The organism is Shewanella sp. MM_2022_3 (assembly GCF_022557375.1).
Taxonomy (GTDB): domain Bacteria; phylum Pseudomonadota; class Gammaproteobacteria; order Enterobacterales; family Shewanellaceae; genus Shewanella; species Shewanella xiamenensis.
In genome coordinates, this window is the sequence record NZ_JAKZGV010000023.1 from 21,270 (window position 1) to 43,016 (window position 21,747).

The 21,747-nt window shown below is 45.1% G+C and carries 17 protein-coding genes; 8 read left to right on the plus strand and 9 right to left on the minus strand.

Annotated elements, in window-relative coordinates; translation table 11 throughout:
* The first annotated feature begins 105 nt into the window (after positions 1-105).
* From MMG82_RS12915 to MMG82_RS12935, 5 genes are all read left to right on the plus strand, one after another.
* Entirely contained in the window at positions 106-732 is a 627-nt protein-coding gene (locus tag MMG82_RS12915) for a glutathione S-transferase (protein ID WP_055646820.1), read from the plus strand.
* Positions 733-792: 60 nt separating this feature from the next.
* Complete coding sequence (locus MMG82_RS12920) at positions 793-1,461, plus strand: glutathione binding-like protein (RefSeq protein ID WP_037416621.1); 669 nt, start codon at positions 793-795, stop codon at positions 1,459-1,461.
* A gap of 181 nt (positions 1,462-1,642) precedes the next feature.
* Positions 1,643-3,016 carry an RsmB/NOP family class I SAM-dependent RNA methyltransferase gene (locus tag MMG82_RS12925; RefSeq protein WP_241406940.1) on the plus strand — a complete coding sequence of 458 codons (1,374 nt, stop codon included), beginning with the start codon at positions 1,643-1,645 and terminating at the stop codon, positions 3,014-3,016.
* A gap of 569 nt (positions 3,017-3,585) precedes the next feature.
* Positions 3,586-3,744, plus strand: coding sequence for a small highly charged protein (locus tag MMG82_RS12930; RefSeq protein WP_037416614.1), 159 nt, complete (start codon positions 3,586-3,588; stop codon positions 3,742-3,744).
* A 239-nt stretch (positions 3,745-3,983) separates the two neighbouring features.
* A complete protein-coding gene (locus tag MMG82_RS12935; RefSeq protein ID WP_241406941.1) occupies positions 3,984-7,109 on the plus strand; it encodes an NAD(P)-binding protein in 3,126 nt (1,041 codons plus the stop codon).
* A gap of 58 nt (positions 7,110-7,167) precedes the next feature.
* Here MMG82_RS12935 and MMG82_RS12940 read toward each other — a convergent pair whose 3' ends face one another.
* Positions 7,168-8,835 (minus strand): GGDEF domain-containing protein, encoded by a 1,668-nt coding sequence (locus MMG82_RS12940; RefSeq protein ID WP_240292271.1) that lies wholly within the window; start codon positions 8,833-8,835, stop codon positions 7,168-7,170.
* Positions 8,836-9,032: 197 nt separating this feature from the next.
* Between MMG82_RS12940 and MMG82_RS12945 the strand changes: the two genes are divergently transcribed.
* Positions 9,033-9,884, plus strand: a complete 852-nt coding sequence (locus MMG82_RS12945) for a DMT family transporter (protein ID WP_037425791.1) — start codon at positions 9,033-9,035, stop codon at positions 9,882-9,884.
* A 57-nt stretch (positions 9,885-9,941) separates the two neighbouring features.
* On the opposite strand, the gene MMG82_RS12950 is transcribed toward MMG82_RS12945, so the two are convergent.
* The 3 genes from MMG82_RS12950 to MMG82_RS12960 all read right to left on the minus strand — a co-directional run bounded on the left by MMG82_RS12950 (position 9,942) and on the right by MMG82_RS12960 (position 12,552).
* Positions 9,942-10,481 carry a YfaZ family protein gene (locus MMG82_RS12950; RefSeq protein WP_037416607.1) on the minus strand — a complete coding sequence of 180 codons (540 nt, stop codon included), beginning with the start codon at positions 10,479-10,481 and terminating at the stop codon, positions 9,942-9,944.
* 162 nt (positions 10,482-10,643) lie between these two features.
* Entirely contained in the window at positions 10,644-11,153 is a 510-nt protein-coding gene (locus tag MMG82_RS12955; protein ID WP_037425794.1) for a GNAT family N-acetyltransferase, read from the minus strand.
* Positions 11,154-11,181: 28 nt separating this feature from the next.
* Positions 11,182-12,552 carry a magnesium transporter gene (locus tag MMG82_RS12960; protein WP_037416602.1) on the minus strand — a complete coding sequence of 457 codons (1,371 nt, stop codon included), beginning with the start codon at positions 12,550-12,552 and terminating at the stop codon, positions 11,182-11,184.
* 147 nt (positions 12,553-12,699) lie between these two features.
* Here MMG82_RS12960 and MMG82_RS12965 point away from each other — a divergent pair, with 147 nt between their 5' ends.
* Positions 12,700-13,185 (plus strand): glutathione peroxidase, encoded by a 486-nt coding sequence (locus tag MMG82_RS12965; protein ID WP_037425797.1) that lies wholly within the window; start codon positions 12,700-12,702, stop codon positions 13,183-13,185.
* A 597-nt stretch (positions 13,186-13,782) separates the two neighbouring features.
* On the opposite strand, the gene MMG82_RS12970 is transcribed toward MMG82_RS12965, so the two are convergent.
* The 5 genes from MMG82_RS12970 to MMG82_RS12990 all read right to left on the minus strand — a co-directional run bounded on the left by MMG82_RS12970 (position 13,783) and on the right by MMG82_RS12990 (position 20,524).
* The gene (locus tag MMG82_RS12970) at positions 13,783-15,600 is read right to left on the minus strand and encodes a M1 family metallopeptidase (RefSeq protein WP_047538671.1); all 1,818 of its coding nucleotides are present in this window, start codon (positions 15,598-15,600) and stop codon (positions 13,783-13,785) included.
* Between the two features lie 508 nt (positions 15,601-16,108).
* Entirely contained in the window at positions 16,109-17,080 is a 972-nt protein-coding gene (locus MMG82_RS12975) for a phosphate ABC transporter substrate-binding protein PstS family protein (RefSeq protein ID WP_037416594.1), read from the minus strand.
* Between the two features lie 221 nt (positions 17,081-17,301).
* On the minus strand, positions 17,302-18,600 hold the full coding sequence (gene phoR / locus MMG82_RS12980) for a phosphate regulon sensor histidine kinase PhoR (RefSeq protein WP_047538675.1): 1,299 nt from the start codon (positions 18,598-18,600) through the stop codon (positions 17,302-17,304).
* A gap of 80 nt (positions 18,601-18,680) precedes the next feature.
* A complete protein-coding gene (gene phoB, locus MMG82_RS12985) occupies positions 18,681-19,370 on the minus strand; it encodes a phosphate regulon transcriptional regulator PhoB (protein WP_011071727.1) in 690 nt (229 codons plus the stop codon).
* Positions 19,371-19,555: 185 nt separating this feature from the next.
* The gene (locus MMG82_RS12990) at positions 19,556-20,524 is read right to left on the minus strand and encodes a porin (RefSeq protein ID WP_172590069.1); all 969 of its coding nucleotides are present in this window, start codon (positions 20,522-20,524) and stop codon (positions 19,556-19,558) included.
* Positions 20,525-20,816: 292 nt separating this feature from the next.
* Between MMG82_RS12990 and rdgC the strand changes: the two genes are divergently transcribed.
* Positions 20,817-21,731 carry a recombination-associated protein RdgC gene (gene rdgC / locus MMG82_RS12995; RefSeq protein ID WP_037416582.1) on the plus strand — a complete coding sequence of 305 codons (915 nt, stop codon included), beginning with the start codon at positions 20,817-20,819 and terminating at the stop codon, positions 21,729-21,731.
* Positions 21,732-21,747: the final 16 nt, after the last annotated feature.

Genomic DNA, 21,747 nt, shown 5'->3' on the forward strand with positions numbered 1-21,747 from the left:
AACATTCTTGACTGACCGTTTAGATATGGCGTAAATTTTATCCTAACCGATCGTTCCGTTAAAGCTCTATTTAGCCAAACTTAAAGATTAACAGAAGGAAAGAGCATGAAGCTTTATGAATTAGCCCCTACGCCAAGCGCAAGACGCGTGAGTATTTTCCTCGCCGAAAAAGGCATCGATATCCCACGTGTGAATGTTGATATTCGCGGCGGTGAAAATCTCAGCCCTGAATTTAAAGCCAAAAGCTTAAACGGACGCATTCCACTGCTCGAACTCGATGATGGTAGCTACCTATGTGAATCCGTGGCTATTTGCCGCTATTTAGAAGAAATCCATCCCAGTGAAACGTCACTATTTGGTAACAGCCCGCTAGAGCGTGCCAAAGTAGAAATGTGGCAACGTATCATTGAATTACAAGGTCTGATGGTCGGCTTTCAAGCCTTTAGAAACCTAACGGGTATCTATAAAGATAGAGAAAATTGCGTCGAAGCCTGGGGCGCAGAATCACGCCAACGGGTCATTGACTTCCTGCCGACCTTAGACCAACAATTAGCCAAATCAAGTTATGTTGCGGGCGATAACTTTACGATTGCCGACATTTCTGCATACGTTTTTATTAGCTTTATTAAAAACTTAGATATTCTGGTGGATGACACCCTGCCCCATATTCAGGCATGGTTTGCGACAGTGGCCCAGCGCCCCGCAATAGTGTCGCTTACCCCAAAAAACTAGCAGCGATGCCCGTTGGGCACCCAAGTTAAGCATTAACCAGTTAAGACTTAAGGGATGACTATGATTGATTTATATACCGCCGCGACCCCGAACGGCTTTAAAATTTCCATCGCGCTTGAAGAAATGGGTCTCGACTATCGAGTGCATAAATTAGATTTCAATACCAACGAACAGAAGCAGCCTGAGTTTCTGGCCATTAACCCTAATGGCCGTATTCCAGCCATTATCGACCGAGATAACGAGGACTTTGTGGTGTTCGAGTCCGGCGCAATTCTTCTGTATCTGGCGGAAAAAACGGGTAAGTTCTTACCAGCCGATCCTAAAAAGCGCTCACAGGTCATTCAGTGGCTCATGTTCCAAATGAGCGGTGTTGGCCCGATGATGGGTCAAGCTAACGTGTTTTACCGTTACTTCCCTGAAAAAATCCCCGCGGCCATTGAACGTTACCAAAAAGAAGGCAGACGTTTGTTTGAGGTGATGAACACCCAGTTAGCCAAGCATCAGTATCTGGCCGGTGATGAGTACACCATTGCTGATATCGCGACTTGGCCCTGGGTGCGCATCCATGAATGGAGCGGCATCAACATGGAAGGACTCACTCACTTACAACGTTGGTTAGATGAGTTAGCCCTTAGGCCTGCTTGCCAAAAAGGCATAGTGACACCTCCGCCTTCGGTATTGAGTGATGAAGAGCGTGCTAAACAAATCCAGAAGATGGTGACTAAGTAAGTCATCCTTTCCTCACGCGCGCATTCGTTTTTCTCCATCAAGCCCCAACTCTGCATTGGGGCTTTTTTACTGCTAGCGATGCGCAAAACTGCTACACTCTGCGCCACTTATTGATTTGCTTGGCCATATTCATCCCATCGGATGGATGTCACTCGGCCGAGCCACTTTTCAGGCTAACTTTATGGGCAATCCAAACGGCTTATCATCTACCACTATTCACTCAGCATTTAATATCGAACCGCAAACGCCCGCACAAAAACGCGCGATGAGCTATGCCAATACCATTAAGTTATTGTTCGATGAGATTTTAAATACCAAGCAACCCGCCGACCGAGTGCTCGCAAACTACTTTAGGGAACATAAAAAGCACGGCTCTAAGGATCGCAAAGTCATCCGCGAATCCTTATTTAGCCTGTTCCGTTGGTGGGGCTGGTTTAAAGCCGCAGGCGATCATCAACAGGCGCCGCAATTTTTTGCCATGCTCAGCACTAGCGCCCTAATCGAAGCCCATCCATGGCAAGATATCGCCCAAGCCTGGCATGAGCTCGCCCAATCGCCAGCTGATTATCAACAGCTTCAATCCCTTAGCGTTAATAGCTTAACGGATAAATTGGCACTGGTACGGCGCCAATTTCCCGAAGTGTCCTTCGAATTCGCGGATTTATTGCCTGAATGGTTTTGGCAGGTCTGCCCAATTGCCCCAGAGCTGCGCCCAAATCTCATCGAAGCCATGTCTAGCCGGCCACCGATTTGGGGACGTGCACAGGGAATCAACAGCCAAACAGCTGTTAAGCAACTACAAGCGCTAGAGATTGATGCGAGTCTCAGCCCCTATTTTGAAGATGCCATAAATCTTGGCACTAAGAGCATGAATCTCAATGAAATATCACTCTATAAAGAGGGCAAAATTGAGATCCAGGATTTAGCCTCACAAGTGATAGGTCAAATTTGTGCACCAGAGCCTTGGCAACATTGGTGGGATGCCTGCAGCGGCGCAGGCGGAAAAACCCTGCAATTGCGCGCACTGATGCAAACGGCCACGGCTAAGCACAATCCATTTTTGGGCAGCATAGTCTCGTCGGATATTCGCGCCCACGCCTTAGAAGAACTCAGCAAACGCGCCCAACGGGCAAAGTTTGACGGCATCAGCATTGCTCGCTGGCGCAGTGATGCACTGCCGGTCGACGCCAACCATTTTGACGGGGTATTAGTCGACGCACCCTGTAGCTGCACGGGCACGTGGCGCCGTAACCCAGATATGCGCTGGCTCGACAGCCTCGATGCCGTCACAGATAAAGCAGCACTGCAACTGGATATATTAAGCCGCAGCAGTAAGGCGGTAAAACGGGGCGGAAGCTTAGTCTACGCCACTTGCTCACTGTCACCGGTTGAAAATGAGCAAGTAGTTTCCGCCTTTTTACAACAACATCCCGAGTTCAGCCTAGTGCCGATCCGCCACCCCTTTACAGGCGAACAAACAGAAATGTTAACCGTGTGGCCCTTCCAAGCCAACACAGATGGAATGTTTGTGGCGCGTATGCAGCGCAATCTCTAGGGCGTGTTGACGTTTCAGGGTTGTTTTTGCAGCAATTTGGCTGGATTTTATGCAAGGTAAAGTCCGTGCAGTGTAGTTATTCTACATAAACGGACGATAACGCCGCAGAAAAGTCAGACAAATGCTGCCCGAAGGGTTCGTCTGGCAAACCCTTGCTCTTACTTTCAGTCATAAGAGCCGCTCATCATTTGAGTAGAATGACTACACATCATTCCTCGTTTCGCGAGCACGTGCTTGCCAGAACGAACAAAATCTAATCTCGAAACGTCAACACGCCCTAGCACTAACTCCTTATTTTTTATCAGAACTTGGCACTCTTTCCCTGAGTGCCTTTTTATATATTTCCTAATAAGGTTTGTCGCTTACAAAGTTTATTCATAGAACAATCATTAAGATAAGTCATAAATACCCTAATAAAATGCCTAAAAGCCATGCTTACATCACTCGCCCCCGTTCTTGGACAAAACTTTTCACCATCAGTGATTAAATATTTCGCTTTAGCTTAATCTCACCTTTGGGTAAAAAGATCGGGTGCTGAAAATGGCACAGATATTTTTGGAATTTTGACCATGTCACACTCCTATGAATTTGACGACGATGATGCGCCATGGGGCGAAAACGTCAAAGGTAAGCAAAAAAACAAACGCGTAAAACAACGTCGCAGGGATACTAAGCGCCGTTATTCTGATGATGCAGAGGTGGATTTCTATCAGCATAAATCGAAGTAACTGAACTACGACCCGTTTGCCTTAGCAAATTCGAGCTTTATAAGCAGTCAAATCCCAGCAAGTTGGAGTTAATCCAACTTGCTAGTTAATCTAAGTTTTTCCCTCTATTCATCTTTTAATTCAATTGTAAAATCAATAGGCTAATTGGCCTATTTACCCTATGCTCTTTAGGGTTTACTCATGCTTTTTTGTCGACAAAAACTACCTTACACATCTTTACGGGTTTAAAGGATGATCCCATGGAAAAACAACGCCCCGATTTTATCTATCCCCCAGGCAGTATGTTAATGCACTCCCCCTTAGTATTGAATAAAGCCGATATGTACGGTTTTTTTCTTAAGGGAAAACTCGCCAACTTACAGCGTTCTATCGATAAAACCCTTAATCAAGTGGCCGGAAGCGCCATGTACTTTAAAGTGCTGTCACCCTTTGTACTGACAACTTTTACCCAAATCGAGAAAGCCTATTCAGAAGACCCAACCGACAGGGCCAAGGGTTGGATCCAAGAAACCGACATCATCACTTGGGTCATGGTCGGTCGCCAAGACAATAGCAACAGTGCATCGATCAGCCATGTGTATTTTCAGCCACTGCATATTTGGGTAAATGATGCGATGGCCCTGATCAATGGCCGCGAGTTATTCGGTTATCCCAAGTATTTGTGTGAATACACTATGCCCGCAGTCGGAGAGCCATTAACCCGCCTATCCCTGGCAACAAAGAGCTTCTTACACTTTAGCCCTGACACTGAACTTGCCATGCACCCGCTGATTGAGGTGAATTGCAATGCCAAGCCCGAGGCGCACCTCACCACGCTAGAAGCCATAGCCCAAACCTGGCAACTCTTTAAAGAACAAACGGATTTTATTCCAGAGCTGGATAAGCTCGGTGAGGAGCAATTCTTCCATTTGCTGTTTAAGCCCGCTATCGACCAAGTGTTTTTAAAGCAGTTTCCGGACGCTTCAGGCCAAAAAGCGGTTTATCAGGCGATTACTGCATCGCCCGCACAAGTCAACAAAGTGCACAGTGTTGCCCTGTTAGAAAATGACTTTGTCGCCACCATTTTTGATAACGCCAGCTTCCCACTCAAAGAAACCCTAGGCGTCGAGGTTGGCGAGCAGCATGTATTACTGCCCTACCATGTGAACTTTGACTTTGAAGTGCCACCTGGCGAAGTGCTGGTCGATAACTCTGAAATCAAAAAACAAAAAATTGCCATTCTCGGCGGAGGCGTCGCCGCCATGACCGCCGCCTGTTATCTCACCGACAGACCCGGTTGGCAGAACCAATATGAAATTGATGTCTATCAATTAGGCTGGCGAATCGGCGGCAAGGGCGCAAGTGGCCGCAATGCTGCGATGGGGCAAAGGATTGAAGAGCATGGCCTGCATATCTGGTTTGGTTTTTATCAAAATGCCTGCGCCTTGATGCGTAAAGCCTATGAAGAATTAGGCCGCCCGCCAGAAGCACCGCTGGCCACCTTCTTCGATGCCTTTAAACCCCATAACTTTATTGTGCTACAGGAGGAAATTAATGGTCGCTCCGTTAGCTGGCCGATTACCTTTCCAACACTCCAAGGGATCCCTGGAGATGGCACCGAAACTTTAACCTTCTGGAAGGTAGTTAAGGCCGCCTTTGCTTGGATAAAAGAATGGCTAAAGGACATGGACTCCCTGCTGGAAGCCGATGAAAAAGCCATGGCGACGCCTAAAAACTGGCTCGATACCAGCTGGTTTGAACGACTTAAGGATAAGTTAGAGGATTCGGTTGAAGATGCGATGGAATCCCTAGACGCTCTAGGTGACAAGCTCGAATGCCATTTTAATCAAATGATTGGCCGTGAATGCGATGAGCATGTCCACAGCGAGAGTGACGATGGTTTAGTCGAGTCCGCCGTCGATGCCCTGCACCAAAGGTTGGTTAAACGCTTTAGTGACCATTTAGACACTAACGACGAGTTGCGCCATCTGTATATCGCCGTCGATTTAGGCTTAACCATCTTAAAAGGGATGTTTGTCGACGATGTGTTTGAAAAAGGCTTCGATGCCATCAACGATTATGATTACCGCGAATGGTTAATCAAACACGGCGCCAGCCAAAAATACACGGTCGACAGCGCCCCAGTACGCGGTTTTTATGATCTGGTATTTGCCTACGAAAAAGGCAACTTTGACAAACCGAATGTCGAAGCGGGCACAATTATTCGCTCCATGCTGCGTATCGCCCTGTGTTATCAAGGCGGGATTATGTGGAAAATGCAAGCCGGCATGGGAGATGTGGTCTTTACCCCCTACTATGAAGTGCTGAAACGGCGCGGCGTTAATTTCCACTTTTTCAATCGAGTCGATAATTTAGAATGTCGCAATAACAGCATTCAAGCGATTGAAATCACTGAGCAAGTCGCTTTGGCACCATCGGTTAAAGACTACAATCCACTCGTTGATGTGAAAGGCTTAGCCTGCTGGCCCAGTACCCCAAATTACGATCAGCTCGAGCCTGAGCAAGCCGCATTGCTAAAAGCCCATGATATTAATCTTGAACACTTCTGGAGCGATTGGGACAACCTGTACGAGGCGCAATTTGGCCAAGCACTACCGAAAAAACGTCTACAAAAAGGCGTGGACTTCGACAAAGTGATTTTTGGTCTGTCTCTTGGTTCGGTCCCCCATGTCGCTAGCGAAGTCGTGGCGCAGAGTCCGGCGCTCAAAACCTGTGTCGATAAAGTGCAGACAGTCGCGACCCAAGCCTATCAACTTTGGATGAATCAAGATCTTAATGGTATTGGCTGGCCCAATTATTCTGAGGATGGCGAGCAGCCTGTCTTATCAGGCTTTACCGAGCCCTTCGATACATGGGCATCAATGGATCAATTGCTCGATAAAGAAGACTGGCGCGACCTTGAGCCCCAAAATGCCAGTTATTTCTGCTCGGCGTTGCCCGTGGATGCCTATCCACCACGTACGGATATCGGTTTTCAACAGCGCAAAACCGCCGAAGCCAAGGCTGGCGCCATTAATCAGCTCAATATGGAAATTCATAAGCTGTGGCAACATGTTGGCGATAGTTTCCCCTGGGAATGGTTGCACGATGAACAAAACCGCCAAGGCGAAGCGCGATTCGATAGCCAATATTGGCGCGCCAATGTGGATCCTTCGGAACGTTATGTCTTGTCGGTTAAAGGCAGCTCACAATATCGGATCAACACCGATGGCACAGGTATCGACAATCTGTATATGACGGGTGACTGGATTAAAACCGGCCTCAATGCCGGTTGTGTCGAGGCCGCCACCATGGCGGGGATGCATACCGCTAAAGCTATCTGCGGTCATCCGGCCATTATCAAAGGCGAAAAAAACTTCGCCTAAATGCCAAAGGGCTGCATTGTGCAGCCCTTTCTATTTGTTTTATAAGTTGTTCTCAAGCTTAAAAGGAAGCGATCTCACCCACGCGGCTATCGGCATATTCCTGACGCCGTTTTTCCATCCTAGACTGATACAAACTACTATCTGCACAGCGCAGCCACTCATGGGGTTCGGCTACGTCGGTATTCATCGCGATGCCAAAACTAAAATGACAATCCTTTAAGCCTTCAGCGGCGACTTGCGCAGTTAATTCACGCAAACTATTCACTAAATTTGTCACGCTACTCGCAGGCAGAATAACGACAAACTCATCGCCACTAATACGGTAGATTTTGAGTTGAGCAATATTGGTCGCTTGCAAAAACTGCACAAGTCTTTGTAGTAAACGATCCCCTTCTTGATGTCCCAAGGTATCATTTACCATCTTGAGATTGTCGACATTCAGCAGCACCAACGCCATAGGGTTAACCACCTTATTGGAAAAGGCCAATTGAGAATTCATAAACTCATCAAAGGCATAACGGTTACCGACTCGCGTTAAGCCATCAAGCCTTGCTTTTTCCCAAGCGATCCCTAACTCTTCGATATGCGCCTTACGTTCTTCAGAAAGGAGTTTAAGTTTATTAGCCAAGGCAAGAGATAACAGTAAGGCATCTACAGTGCCGCCGAGCAAAGTAGCAAATTCAGCATGCTCAATAAAATCAGGAGTAATCCCCATATTGCCCGGTAAAATAATCACCGCAGGCAACAGCAAACAACTAAAGGCCATGATGAAATAGCGCGCTGGGGCAAAGCCTTTCATCAAACACACATTGCCGCAGGTAATCGCCAACGCAATCCACAACATAATGAGTACAGAGGCAATAATCGCGGTATAGGACAATAACCAAATACTGGTAGGCAAGGCTAAAACACAAGCAACTAATAAGTACTGGCTCAGTCGCCACAATCGGGGTGAATAGCTAGGTAACTGTAAAAAATGCTTGTAGAACATAATATTAAATATCGGCAAACTGATAAAAAATAGATGATGTAGTTCTAGTTGATGATAGTTAAACAAGTGAGCGGGTAGATGGAATGTTAATGCCCAACCACCAAAATAGGCCAATACATAAAGGCCATAATATAAGAAGGCTTTATCAAAAATAGAGATATAAATCAGTATATTATATAAGGCGATAAACAGTAATCCCCCTAAACAAATCAGTATCGCCATGGCCACACGGTCGTTGGTTAACTGATGCACCTCTTCTGACGTTAAAGCCAGCTCTGGGGCGGAGGAATAATAGCGGCTACTCAGTCGAGTCACCAACCAATAATCAGTCCCAATATTCAGTTGAACCTTGCGACCGTAATCGAATAAAAATTCATAGGGTGCATAGTAACCACTGTGGGCAGTTTGCACTGAGCCATCACTACCAAGTAACCAATAATCGACCGATTCAACAATAGAATTACTGGCATCGACTACCCAACGAGTTTGACGGCTATTAACCATCACTGGAGACACCATCCAATAGTCGCCACCAGCCAGACTCACAGAGCTAGCTTCTTTGAGTAGGCTCATCCATTGAGTTACCTCATTAAAATCGGCAGGCGGGAGCTGCTTATCTTCTGCATGGAATAAATAAGGGGAGTCCAACGCAATTTCAGCGCTAAGGGTAAATGGACTAAATGTCCAAAACAGCAACAAAAAGCACCAGAAATTATGCACGTTAGTTTTGCTCATTGGTATCTTGGTTTATATACCCGCGTTTAGTTCCACGCAGAAAATCAATTTAGAGTGTTAACTTTATGACTACATTTTATTTTTTACAATTGATTAGACTAAATTAGTCGGCAATGGGATGCCTTATGATGATATTTTAGTCGTTAACTTATAGAACCACACTTTAGCCTCAATATCAGTCGTTAACATGGATACCTATGGCACCTTTATTGATGATTTTAGCGGCACAATTGTTGATAGCCAGCGGTAACCTATTGGTTAAGTTGCTTGAAACTAATGCGCCAGTGTTTCAACTTGTACTTTACCGACAATTATTTGCCACACTTTTGGTACTGCCCTTTGTCTGGCGTTTACAGGGCAATCTCAAGTTAAGTCCCTTTTACAAAGTGCACTTAAGCCGAGCGCTATTAATTGGTTTAGGCAATGCTATCTTTATGCTAGCTGTATTGCATCTGCCACTCGCAACAGTCACCGCAGTCATTTATACCTCGCCATTATTACTGCTGTTATTGTCTGCGTTCTTTTTACATGAGCGTATAGGCTATCGCCGAACAGTAGCAGGCATCATTGGTTTTACGGGCATATTACTGATAAGCCAACCAACCGAATTTAATCTCTACATTGGCTTAGCCTTTTTTGGGGCCATGACTTCGGCAACAAACAGCTTGATTTTGAAGGCATACTCAACCCACGAGCATCCCTTTTCAACACTCTTTTGGTCTAATGCCTTTGCGATGGTTTTTCTGATACCGGCAACTTGGTACGAGGGCGCAGATTTTAATCTCCCCGTCGCTCAAGTCGGCTTAACCTTAGGCGTGTTTTATATCGGCATGACCTACCTGATTATCCATGCCTATCGACGAGCAGATGCGAGCCAAATGGCACCAGTGGAATACACAGGCCTTATTTTTGCCGCATTGTTAGGTTGGTGGTTTTTGGATGAGCACTTAAGCATTGTGGTGTGTATTGGCATAGGACTGGTGCTCTTCTCCTCCATCCTACCAAGCTACAGCGAGCTCAAAGCCAAATGGAAAAGCCGGCAAAGGTAACCTTGGCCGGCTTTAAATTCGAGGCGACACATTTAGGTCGCCAATTTACTGGTTCGATTAGAAGCGGAATTTACCGCCGATGTACGCACCATCTTCAAAGGTAAAATCACGGGCATTATCGTATTCAAAGGCAATTTTACGATAACCAACGTACAGCGCCATATTCGGGTTGATGTTGTATTGCACTTTAGAATCCAATTCATACTGACCATCGACATTACCGAAAGACAATACCGATGGCGCGTAGTAAGCGGCAGCATGTATAGAAATATTTGGTCCTAAGGCTAACGCATAACGACCACCTACAGACACAGTACTGCCATTTGGCGCATCGTCTGCCCATAACTGGCTTAACTTAGCGCCCACTTCAAAATGATGCACTCCCGCATCGTGGGTCATGTGCATTGCACCTTGAGCAATATGACCGCTATCGTCCGAATAAATATATCCTAATACTGCATTAGTATCTTTATTCACTTGCAGCTCTAACTCAGTAGAAACCACATCGTTGTTTAAGCCAAGATTAAATTCTGACGCATTCACTTGCAGCGCGGCTGCACTCAATAATAAGACACTTGCTACTCTGAATTTAGCCATAAAAACACCTCAATAATGACTGTGGGTAATAGCGCGGATCATACCGAATAAAAAAAGAAAATCTGCATATTTAGGATTTTGGTGCCGATATTTTTGAATTTAAAACCAAATAAAAACCTTCAATAAACATCAGAAAAACCTAAATAAAACAATTTTTACACATTAAGGTGCTGGTATACGATTTCCCACTAAGGTTTGCATCGTTCCTTCAATATCAATCTCATCACATAAGGTTAAGTAATACCAACCCACGGTATTCCCCGTTCCTCTAATGCTTAAATAGTTACGCCAAAAGTGAAATCCGGCCTTGAGTAAATTCACTCTGCTGGCGTTGTTTTCATCTCGAATAGTGGCATATAACAGGGCAATTCCCTGTGCTTTAGCCACTTCAATCCGCATAAGGGTAAGCCCTTGGGCGATGCCTCGGCGGCGATATAAAGGCGAGACTACCAGATAACCGAGTTCCCCTACCGGGCCAGAACCGGCCTTAATCGCTGCGCAGCCGACTATCTCACCTTCGAGAGTCTTCGCCAATATCACGGCGCGGGACAGAGCAAAAGCCTGATGGTCGAGGGGATGCGCGTTGTCATCACGCAGGTCAATTAATGCCGCCGCAGCCGCTAATTCGGCCGCGTTTTGACAAAGAACAAATTGAATATCGTTTTGATTCATACAAATGAGTTAAACAACCTAAATCCACTTAAAGATAAAGTATCGTCGCCATACCGAGGAAAGTGAAAAAGCCCACCACATCGGTCACAGTGGTTAAAATCACCGAGCCAGAGAGCGCCGCATCTTGGTTAAATCGCTGCAAGACCATAGGCACAATCACCCCAGCTAAAGCCGCGACCGCCATATTGATTAAAATCGCACAACCTATCACTATGCCTATGGTGCTGTCGGCAAACCACCAGCCCGATACCAGTCCAATAACAATCGCCCACAGAGTGCCATTGACTAAACCAATCCCTAACTCGTTCTTCATTAACGAGAATAAGTTACCCGCAGAGATCTGCCCCATCGCCATACCGCGGATCATCAAGGTGAGCGACTGACTCCCCGCAATCCCGCCCATTGACGCCACTATCGGCATAAGTACCGCAAGTGCAACCACTTGAGATAAGACGTTTTCAAACAATCCAATGGTTGCCGAGGCCAAAAATGCGGTGAGTAAGTTAATCCCTAACCACACGGCGCGGCGCTGCGCACCTTTGATGATTGGGGCGAATAAGTCGTCGGACTCATCCATACCCGCGGTCGCCATTAATTGCGCTTCGTAATGTTCACGCACTAAGGCAGTCGCAGCCCTCAGGGTGACACGGCCAATCAGCTCCCCGGCCTCATCGATCACAGGTAACTCAATTTCGCGGCTATGTTCTATCGCCTCGGCGGCATCGAGTAGCGTCGTATCCGCAGTTAATGCACGACTGTCTTCCGATAACAGTGAAATCAGCGGCTCAGAGGGATCATGCTTGAAAATATCATAACGTCTGACCGTACCTAGGTATTTATCCGCCTCATCGACGATAAATAAGTTGTCGTTACAGTCGAGTTCAATTCGCCTGAAAAACCGCTGCGCCTGAGCCACAGTCGCCTTATCGCTGAGCACTAACATTTGATGATCGGTATAACGACCAATTTCGTTTTCCGAATATTGGTCATACAACTCGAAACGCTGCCGCTGACGCTCGCCCATCTGCGCCAAGGCGCGGTCGGTAAAACTTTCGGGGAGATAATCACTCCACTCAATCAAATCCTCAGGACTAAGCTGCGCGAATAGCAGATCCACCTCATTGTCGGGCATCTGCTTTAGGATACCCATACGCGGATCGGCACGCATTAAACTCAGCACTGTTACACGGTCACTAAACTCAACCTGTTGCCAACGCTCGTAACGCTCGTCTAAGGGTAAAGACTCCAGTGCTAATGCAATAGTACCAGGCTCTGCTTCATTTAAGATTTCACTGAACACTTCAGCCTGTTCTTCACCTTCAACTTCAGTGAGTTGCTGAACAACCTGCCCGACATCGGCCTGTGTGTTTGTTTCGTATTCGGCTTCATGTTCAGTCACATAAACGCCCTTCTGCTGAGATAAAAATTAGCGTAACTATATTGATATTGAAGAAGATTGGCAAACACACAGAATAAATTGCACACAAATTGATTGATAACAACTTAACTATTATTTATGCTAATCATCACACCTAAGGAGGTAATGATGACATCGACTATCTATAGCCACAGCGCAAACGACATTCAAGGCAATCCAACGGCACTGGCACAATATCAAGGCAAAGTAATTTTAATTGTAAATACCGCCAGTGAGTGCGGTTTTACACCACAGTACAAAGGCTTAGAGGCGCTTTATCAAAAATATAAAGCACAAGGATTTGTGGTTTTAGGCTTCCCATGCAATCAGTTTGGTGCCCAAGAAAAAGCCGATGAGAAAGGCATCCAAAGCTTTTGTGAACTCAACTTTGGCGTGAGTTTTCCCCTATTTTCAAAAATCGAGGTAAACGGTGAGCATACTCACCCTTTATATCAGTATCTTAAAAAAGCAGCGCCGGGCCTATTGGGCACAGAACGGATTAAGTGGAATTTCACTAAATTCTTAGTGAATCGTCAGGGAGAAGTGGTCGCTCGCTTTGCGCCAACCACAAAACCAGAAGACATTAGCGACAAAATAGAAACGCTTTTAAAGTAATCAGCGAGCTATCCCGTTGAAACTTTTCTATTAAATAAAAAGTTAAGTTATTTTTTATTTTCGATGGAACTTTAACCCTATAAGCCCCTCAAACATATTGAACAGCGAATGTCTTTTTCATGTTCATCATTCTCCCAGGGGCTTCTAGCGCGGCCCCCTTGACCTAGGAAGAGGTCACTAGGCAACCAATTGGTTGCCTTTTTTTATGTCTATGTTTTATTTGTAAAATAAATGTAGTCATCCACTGACTTCTATATTTAGCATGTCGGCATGGTCGAAAATAATTTCAAAAATTTTTAGCCGCAAACTGAACTTTATGAAAAGGCCTTAGTCTGACTATATGTAAGGATTAACAAATCCGCTTTAATGCACAATTGATTGCTAAATGAAAAGTTTAGCAAAGGATTAAATGGATAAAACATGCCGTTTAATTCAATGGAACAGTTTCAAGTTATTGCATAGAGTCGAATTGGTTGGTCGTTCATCATCATCTCCCTTTTGGGAAGCAATCGAATACACGCTAGCGCACTGAATTCCTTTGTCTCCTAGCTTGATTTTCTTATGGCAACCTTTGGTTGCCATTTTTTTTATCTGTCTTTACGAGTTAAACATCCTATCTAACTGTACTTGAATGGATGGGTGATAACCTGCGCGTGCGCTTGCATAAATCTGTTTTAACTCAGCATGATAACCCGCAATCTTTAACTCAGCGTAAAGCGGACGGACAAACTTGCCGCGGCCAATACGCTGTAAATAAGCGCTTAAAGCAGGCAGCACGGGATCGTAATGATTGCGGATAGCGACCCTAAACCAATCGCAGGCAATTTCGGCATTGCTCGACTCGGTTAACTTAAAGGTATCGTCCAAATCCATTAATTGCACCTGAGACAAGACTTCGGGCAATTGGGTCAGAAAGTATTGCCAGTGATGGACACGCCAGCCTTGCACCTTAAGCTCACTAGCCGCTTTGCCCTTTAAAAAGTCCTCCAAGGCGCTATCGACCTTATCTAAACTTCGCGATGTGGGCCCCACATAACCTTGAGGTAGCCCTTCGCCATAAATCCATTCCAGCAATTCGGCTTCGCTTATCTTATCGGAATAGGCTTCAACTAAAGCGACTTTGGCGTATTTGACAAACTCTTCAGTGGTAATTGCCTTAAAAGCAAAGTGCTGCACATAGGCAAACAGAAACTTATCGAATTCGGTGCGGCCAAGTCGATGCTCTAATTCATGGACGAACATCGACGCCTTATCATAAGTAAAACGGTTAAAGGCCAGATTAGGATCGGCCTGTTGTACATTGGCGGGTAGCGTTTGCCTATGGCACGGTAAAACGGCCATTTCTTCTTTTAGTCGACCAAATTCAATAACCCATTCTAGCTCAGCCTGCTCCTTGCCATAGACTTCCTCGACAATTCGATTGGTGAAATAGGTCGTAAAGCCTTCATTTAACCAGAGATCACGCCATGTGGCGTTACTAACCAAATTGCCCGTCCACGAGTGTGCCAACTCATGGGCAACCGTTGACACAAGACTCTTATCTCCCGCAATCAAGGTTGGAGTTAAAAAAGCTAAACGGGGATTTTCCATGCCACCAAACGGAAAGCTCGGCGGCAAGATGATCATGTCATAACGCCCCCAGGCATAAGGGCCTAATAGCGATTGCGCCACATCTAGCATATGTTCGGTATCGGCAAACTCAGTTGCTGCGGCGGCCAACATGCAAGGTTCTGTATACACGCCGCTGCGCGGGCCTATGGCTTGAAATGCCAAATCACCTACCGCTAATGCCAGCAAATGGGTTGGGATGGCTTTTTCCATCTCAAACGTAAATATCCCTTCAAGCGGTGTATCTGGATGGTTCATCGCACTCATCACTGCACGCATTCCCTTGGGCACTTGAACTTTTGCATCGAAGGTTATCCGCACCTTTGGCGTATCCTGCAAGGGGATCCAACTGCGGGCATTAATGGGCTGAGATTGACTAAAGAGATAAGGTAACTGTTTGCCGGCCGTTTGCTCAGGCATGAGCCACTGCAACCCTTCAGCTTCTGGCGAGGTGCGATAGTGAATACAGACTTGCTCATACTTTTCAGCGGGTAGCTGGATCACCAATTTCTGCCCGAGGATTTCATTTGGCACTTCAAGCACAAACTCAAGGGGCTCTTGAGTATCTGTCGTGACCGATAAAATATGTAAATCACGGCTATCGAGCCATAACTCGCTAGTCTGTGGTTCAAAGTAGCGAAGTGACAGAACCGCTTCCCCGAGCAAAGTGCGAGTCGCAAAGTCGATTTTCAACGCGAGGGATAAGTGCGTGACCTGCACTTGGTCGCTATTGGCAAAGGAATGGTAATCCCGAGTTAAATCCCATGCTGCGTGAGCGATTGGCATTTGCTGGCTTTCTGATGACATCACTTAGCTAACCTGTGAACGGTAAATTATCTAATCATATTATCGGACGCAGATTTACCGACGCGCAATCGAATAAACTGTCCTCGCATCGGCATTTTGTAACAATGCTTGAATCCAAGTTTTGCCATAATCGACTTTAGTTAACTCATAAAAATAAAATTTACATATTTTTCAATGCATAAGGAAAATAGTAAAAATATTTTCAAAAATTTTCTATTTTTGCTGAACTAATTTCGCGCCCTTGAGTCAGATATTATGAACCGAATCTTTGCAATGAGTTTCTTCGTTCATCATCATTCTCCTTTCGATGGTTTCTAGCGCGACCGTCCCCAGATTCCGAATTGGAATTTACAGCAACCTAATTAGGTTGCTTTTTTTATGCCTATTTTCAGTCGTAAGCGCCAGCTAGTAATCACCTAGCATGATAACCCCATACTGACGTTGGTGGTTTTAGCCCCCAAAACAAAAAGGGTCTCCGAAGAGACCCTTAACGTTTAGCGATAAAGAATTAGAGGCGGATGCCTAACTGTTCTAAATCTTTGGCAACTACGCTCTTAGGCAGCGTCACGTAACCGTCTTTTTCTACAACTTGCTGACCTTGCTTAGATAACACATAACGGATGAATTCTTTTTCCATTGGTGCTAAGTCTTTGTTTGGTTGCTTGTTCACGTATACATACAAGTAACGTGATAATGGGTAAGTACCATTAGCGGCGTTTTCTGCAGTCGCTTCGATAAACTCATTACCTTTTTTAGCGATTGCAACGGCTTTTACGCCTGCAGTTTTATAACCGATACCAGAGTAACCAACCGCATTCAAAGATTGAGATACTGATTGAACGACTGATGCTGAACCAGGTTGCTCGTTTACGTTCGCCTTAAAGTCGCCTTTACAAAGCGCTTTCTCTTTGAAGTAACCGTAAGTACCTGATACTGAGTTACGTCCATATAATTGAACGTCTTTTGCAGACCAATCACCACTAAGACCTAAATCACCCCAACGTTGAATATCCGCACCACCACATTTATGGGTAGAAGAGAAGATACCGTCAACCTGTTCAGCCGTTAAGCCTTTGATTGGGTTATCTTTATGTACGAATACTGCTAAAGCGTCAATTGCAACACGAATTTCAGTTGGCTTGTAGCCATAATGCTTTTCAAACGCTTCTACTTCGTTAGGCTTCATCTTGCGGCTCATTGGGCCGAATTGTGAAGTACCTTCAGTCAACGCTGGTGGCGCAGTTGAAGAACCAGCCGCTTGAATTTGAATATTGACGTTTGGATACATCTGTTTAAATTCTTCAGCCCAAAGTGTCATCATATTGGCTAAAGTATCTGAACCTACAGATGATAAGTTGCCAGACACACCACTTGTTTTCTCGTAAGTAGGTAGAGATGGGTCAATAGCTGCCATGGCAGTTGTAGAGAATACACCAGCGGCTGTGAGGGTCATCGCGCCGACAAGTTTTTTCAGTTTCATTATGTGCTCCAGTTGTAAGCTAACTAATTTGTAACTTAGGTTTCTTCAGACGCAGCCAGTATCAATCGCCACAATGACAATTCTATGTCCAAGATATGACACTTAGATGACAAAACACTTTTTTGCATTTTTTTGAAAAATCACTTCTTTTCGAAGTCTGAAAAAAACAGGCCATAATGACCTGTTTTTAATATAAAAAATAACGTTACATTAAATAGCAATTATTTTTTACGTTCAATCAAATGCTGCGGGATCACAAAGCTGAAAGTGCTACCCTTTCCTAATTCACTGCTGATATTAAGCTCACTGTGATGATGACTTAATGCATGTTTCACAATGGCTAAACCAAGGCCGCTGCCCCCCGTTTGCCGTGAGCGCGCGCTGTCAACTCGATAAAAACGCTCGGTTAAGCGATTGATATGCTGCGGTGCAATCCCTTCCCCGGTATCTGTCACACTGAAGAGACCGCCAGTAGCAACGCTACGCCACTGCACCGTAATCTTGCCACCAGGTTCAGTGTAACGAATCGCATTAGAAATCAGGTTAGAGCAAGCACTTCTAAGCTGTAGCTCATTGCCATGGGAATCTAATCCCGGCTCACAATGGAAACTTAACTCATATTTATCCTGCGCTAATGCTTTAGCTTCTTCCTTTAAGACTTCCATTAGCTGCGACATGTTTACCGTGTTCTCAAGATTAATATCCACCGCATCTTCGATACGCGATAACACCAGTAATTGTTCGACCATCGACTGCATTCGCCGAGTCTGCTGCTGCATTAAGGCTAAGGGCTTAGCGTTCATCGAATCGGGTTCCGCCATGCTTTGCATCATCTCTAAATAGCCCTGCAATACAGTGAGCGGGGTTTTGAGTTCGTGTGACACATTGGCGACAAATTCTTTACGCATGCCTTCGAGTTGTCTTATCCGTGTAATATCGCGGGCAATCAACAGTAACTGCCGATCGCCATAGGCCATGATACGAATTTCGAGTAAACGCCGCTCCGATACTGGCGATGCCAGCTCTAAGGGTTCCTTATATTCAGCCGCTTTGATATAGGCAGAAAAATCGGGATGACGAATTAAATTATCGATTCGTTGACCATTATCCTGTGGCCAAACGAATCCCAACATCAGCTGAGCTAATTTATTACACCATAAGATATTATGCTCTGAGTCGAGCACGACTGCTGCATCGGGTAAGGCTTCAGCGCCTTGACGGAAACGCCCAAGTAGAGCTGCCAATTGACCGACTCGGCGACGATTTTTACCTTGCAGGCGGTAAATACCATTAAATACGCCTTCCCAACTACCAGTGCCTTGGGGAGGCGTTAATTTTCTATCTCGCCATAACCAAAAATTAAGTCGCGCTAACTGACGGTAATGCCAGAACACTAGCCCTAGCAATCCAATGATCAGTATCCAGAGGGGTTTCCCTACCAATAAACCAATGAGCAAACAAAGCAGTAAAAATACGGCTAAGCGCGTAAACAACCGGTACCCTGAATAAGAGTCGAACATAAATAAACCCAAACATCAGGCTAAATAAGAGGAGCACAAGATAGCCGAAAAGCTAACCTGTGCCTATCTCTTATTTGGCACTAACTACGTGTTGAGAAACGATAACCCGCACCACGAACCGTTTGAATGAGACGATCATGGCCCGACTCTTCAACCGCTTTACGTAGGCGGCGAATATGCACATCTACGGTTCGGTCTTCGACATATACGTTTGTGCCCCACACATTATCAAGCAGCTGTTCGCGGCTATAGACGCGTTCTGGGTGTGTCATAAAAAAGTGTAACAATCGAAATTCTGTGGGCCCCATATCGAGTACAGTATCACCAACACTCACCCTGTGACTCACGGGGTCGAGTAACAATCCTTGTACGTCAATCGTTTCTTCAAGACGGGTCGGCGCGCTACGGCGTAGCACCGCTTTGATACGTGCCACCAACTCCTTGGGTGAGAAAGGTTTAGTGATATAGTCATCGGCGCCCACTTCGAGGCCCTTAACCTTATCTTCCTCTTCTCCACGGGCGGTGAGCATAATAATGGGGATCTGACGGGTAAACTCATCCTGCTTGAGGCGTTTAGCCAATTGGATACCGCTTCCTCCAGGAAACATCCAATCCAACAAAATCAGATCGGGGTAAGGCTCCTTTAGCAGCGCAATGGCCGAATCAAAATCTTCTGCCGCAGAGGTGGTAAACCCATGCTGTTCCATTACAAAAGTCAGCATCTCGCGGATGGCTAACTCGTCTTCTACTATCAATATCCTTGCAGTCATAGGTGATTTTCTGTCAGTGAATGTCAACACGGCTATTATTAGTCATTTTTATTACAGATTTATGAATAAGTGTGCCGCACAAGCTATATAGTAGCGATAATTGTCATATTAAGTTTATATAACTGTTTGTTTATCGCAATAAAAAAGGAAGCCGAAGCTTCCTTAATTCAATCTTAATACTGAGATTAGAACTTGTGTTCTAAACCAACAGCGATGTATTTATCATCATCTGTATTCGCTTCTAAAGAGCGGTTGGTATAGAAAGCAAACACTTTAGTCGGCTTGCCTAAGCTGTAGTCCGCACCCACTGACCATGAATCACCTAAGTCTTCCATGTCTTGATATTGTGCTTTTAATGTCACAGCATTGATATCATAGGCAACACTTAACAGGTAGCCAGTCGCACTGTCTGCAGACACCTCAACTGGTTCGCCCGTTGTTGCATTGTATTTGTACGTTTGTTCCTGCTGCTGATACATACCACCCAACTTGATGCCAGCTAACTTGGCTTGTAAGCTAGCACGCACGATTTCATATCCAGACACATCAGAATCGTACGCAAGGGCTGCATAGACAGCAGTTTTCTTTAACTTAGCGTCACCATACATGGCGGCAGCACTGAAACCATCTTGAGCAAATTGACTTTTAACATCATTACCTTCCGCAACATAAGTGACACCAAACACGAAGTCACCAAAGGAAGGGGTTAAGTAAGTTGCCGTTTGCGCAGCACGAACTTCACCTTTAAATAATTTTGTTAAGTCGCCAGAAAGATCGTTAAATTGGTCAACATCACCTTGAGAAATCTTCAGCAAAGTATCGTTACGACCAACAGAGAACGAACCAAAGTCGCCTTTTAAACCAACAAATTGATTACGCGCGGTAAAGTTGTCGCTTGATGCATTGCCAGTATCTACTTGATACTCAACAGTATAAAAAGCAGTAAGTGAACTTGATAATTCGAAATCACCCTTCACACCAAAACGAGAAGCATTACTTTGAATAGTTGTTGTAGCGTCACCTTTCTCATCGTTTGATTGAGCGGTAACATTCAACTTACCATAAACAGTCAGTGGCTCAGCGGCATAAGCAGAAGCCAGAGTTGCAGAAGCTAGCGCAGAAGCAAGTAGAGTTTTACAAAAAACGTTCATCATTTAATCCTTTCGACGTTATGTTCGTCTTGGTTATTGGTTTGGAACGACCGAAAGTTTGCAATGAATCTGTTTCAGTTTTATTTCAATTGTGACAACTTAGGACTACCACCATAAAACCGCACCACCTAAAAAAGACGAAACCCATTAACACCAAGGGTTATAGCTTAGTTTTTCTCAATGTTACATTTTGATGAATTCTGCAACCAAGGCAAAATTTAACGATTTCAGGTAGGTTTACCCCGCCGCAACTATGCCGTAAACTGCGACTTTATTTTTCCAATGAGCGCATCTTATGTGGTTTAAAAATCTTACTCTTTATCGTTTCAATAAACCTTTTTCCATCGAGACAGAAGCACTTGAAACCGCACTTGCCGATTTCACATTTTCCCCGTGCGGCAGCCAAGACGTCAGCAAATTTGGGTTTTCCAATGCCTTAGGTAAACAGGGCAGCACCTTAGTGCACAGTGCCAACAATCGTCATCTAATCTGTGTCACTAAAGAAGAAAAAATTCTTCCTGGTCAAGTAATTAAAGAATCATTAGAAGAAAAAGTGGCACAAATTGAAGACGAAGAAAATCGTAAACTCGCCAAAAAAGAAAAAGATGCGCTAAAAGATGAAATCATCACTAGCCTATTGCCACGCGCTTTTTCGCGCCGCAGCCAAACACGCGCACTGATTTTACCTGAGCTAGAAATGATCCTCGTTGACAGCTCAAGCGCCACTAAGGCAGAAGAATTATTAGCCTTATTACGCAAGGCCTTAGGTAGCTTACCAGTGATCCCATTAAGCTTTAAAGCACCGATTGAAAGCCAATTAACTGAATGGCTTAAAAATGGCAGCGCACCATTACCCTTTGAAATGCAAGATGAAGCTGAGCTGAAATCTGCCGCAGATGAAGGCGGCATAGTACGCTTTAAGCAGCAAGATCTAAAAGAAGACGAAGTACTTGCCCACCTAGAAACCGGCAAAGAAGTGCATAAGCTCGCCCTGCACTTTGGCCAATCGATTGCGCTATTGCTGCAATCCGATGCCAGTGTGAAACGCTTAAAATTCTCCGAAGAATTTAGAGCGGGTAATGATGAGTTGGGTAATGAAGATCCGATGGCGCGCCTCGATGCTGACTTTGCCTTAATGGGCAGTGAATTAGTCGCACTAATGCATGCCCTGGTTTCTGCATTGGGTGGCATTGAAGAGACTCAAGCTTAACGCTTAAAACGCTGAT

Bases quoted from the DNA above. Each gene is read 5' to 3' on its own strand.
- MMG82_RS12915 (WP_055646820.1), top strand. From the start codon at position 106: ATGAAGCTTTATGAATTAGCCCCTACGCCAAGCGCAAGACGCGTGAGT.
- MMG82_RS12920 (WP_037416621.1), top strand. From the start codon at position 793: ATGATTGATTTATATACCGCCGCGACCCCGAACGGCTTTAAAATTTCC.
- MMG82_RS12925 (WP_241406940.1), top strand. From the start codon at position 1,643: ATGGGCAATCCAAACGGCTTATCATCTACCACTATTCACTCAGCATTT.
- MMG82_RS12930 (WP_037416614.1), top strand. From the start codon at position 3,586: ATGTCACACTCCTATGAATTTGACGACGATGATGCGCCATGGGGCGAA.
- MMG82_RS12935 (WP_241406941.1), top strand. From the start codon at position 3,984: ATGGAAAAACAACGCCCCGATTTTATCTATCCCCCAGGCAGTATGTTA.
- MMG82_RS12940 (WP_240292271.1), bottom strand. From the start codon at position 8,835: ATGAGCAAAACTAACGTGCATAATTTCTGGTGCTTTTTGTTGCTGTTT.
- MMG82_RS12945 (WP_037425791.1), top strand. From the start codon at position 9,033: ATGGCACCTTTATTGATGATTTTAGCGGCACAATTGTTGATAGCCAGC.
- MMG82_RS12950 (WP_037416607.1), bottom strand. From the start codon at position 10,481: ATGGCTAAATTCAGAGTAGCAAGTGTCTTATTATTGAGTGCAGCCGCG.
- MMG82_RS12955 (WP_037425794.1), bottom strand. From the start codon at position 11,153: ATGAATCAAAACGATATTCAATTTGTTCTTTGTCAAAACGCGGCCGAA.
- MMG82_RS12965 (WP_037425797.1), top strand. From the start codon at position 12,700: ATGACATCGACTATCTATAGCCACAGCGCAAACGACATTCAAGGCAAT.
- MMG82_RS12970 (WP_047538671.1), bottom strand. From the start codon at position 15,600: ATGTCATCAGAAAGCCAGCAAATGCCAATCGCTCACGCAGCATGGGAT.
- MMG82_RS12975 (WP_037416594.1), bottom strand. From the start codon at position 17,080: ATGAAACTGAAAAAACTTGTCGGCGCGATGACCCTCACAGCCGCTGGT.
- phoR (WP_047538675.1), bottom strand. From the start codon at position 18,600: ATGTTCGACTCTTATTCAGGGTACCGGTTGTTTACGCGCTTAGCCGTA.
- phoB (WP_011071727.1), bottom strand. From the start codon at position 19,370: ATGACTGCAAGGATATTGATAGTAGAAGACGAGTTAGCCATCCGCGAG.
- MMG82_RS12990 (WP_172590069.1), bottom strand. From the start codon at position 20,524: ATGATGAACGTTTTTTGTAAAACTCTACTTGCTTCTGCGCTAGCTTCT.
- rdgC (WP_037416582.1), top strand. From the start codon at position 20,817: ATGTGGTTTAAAAATCTTACTCTTTATCGTTTCAATAAACCTTTTTCC.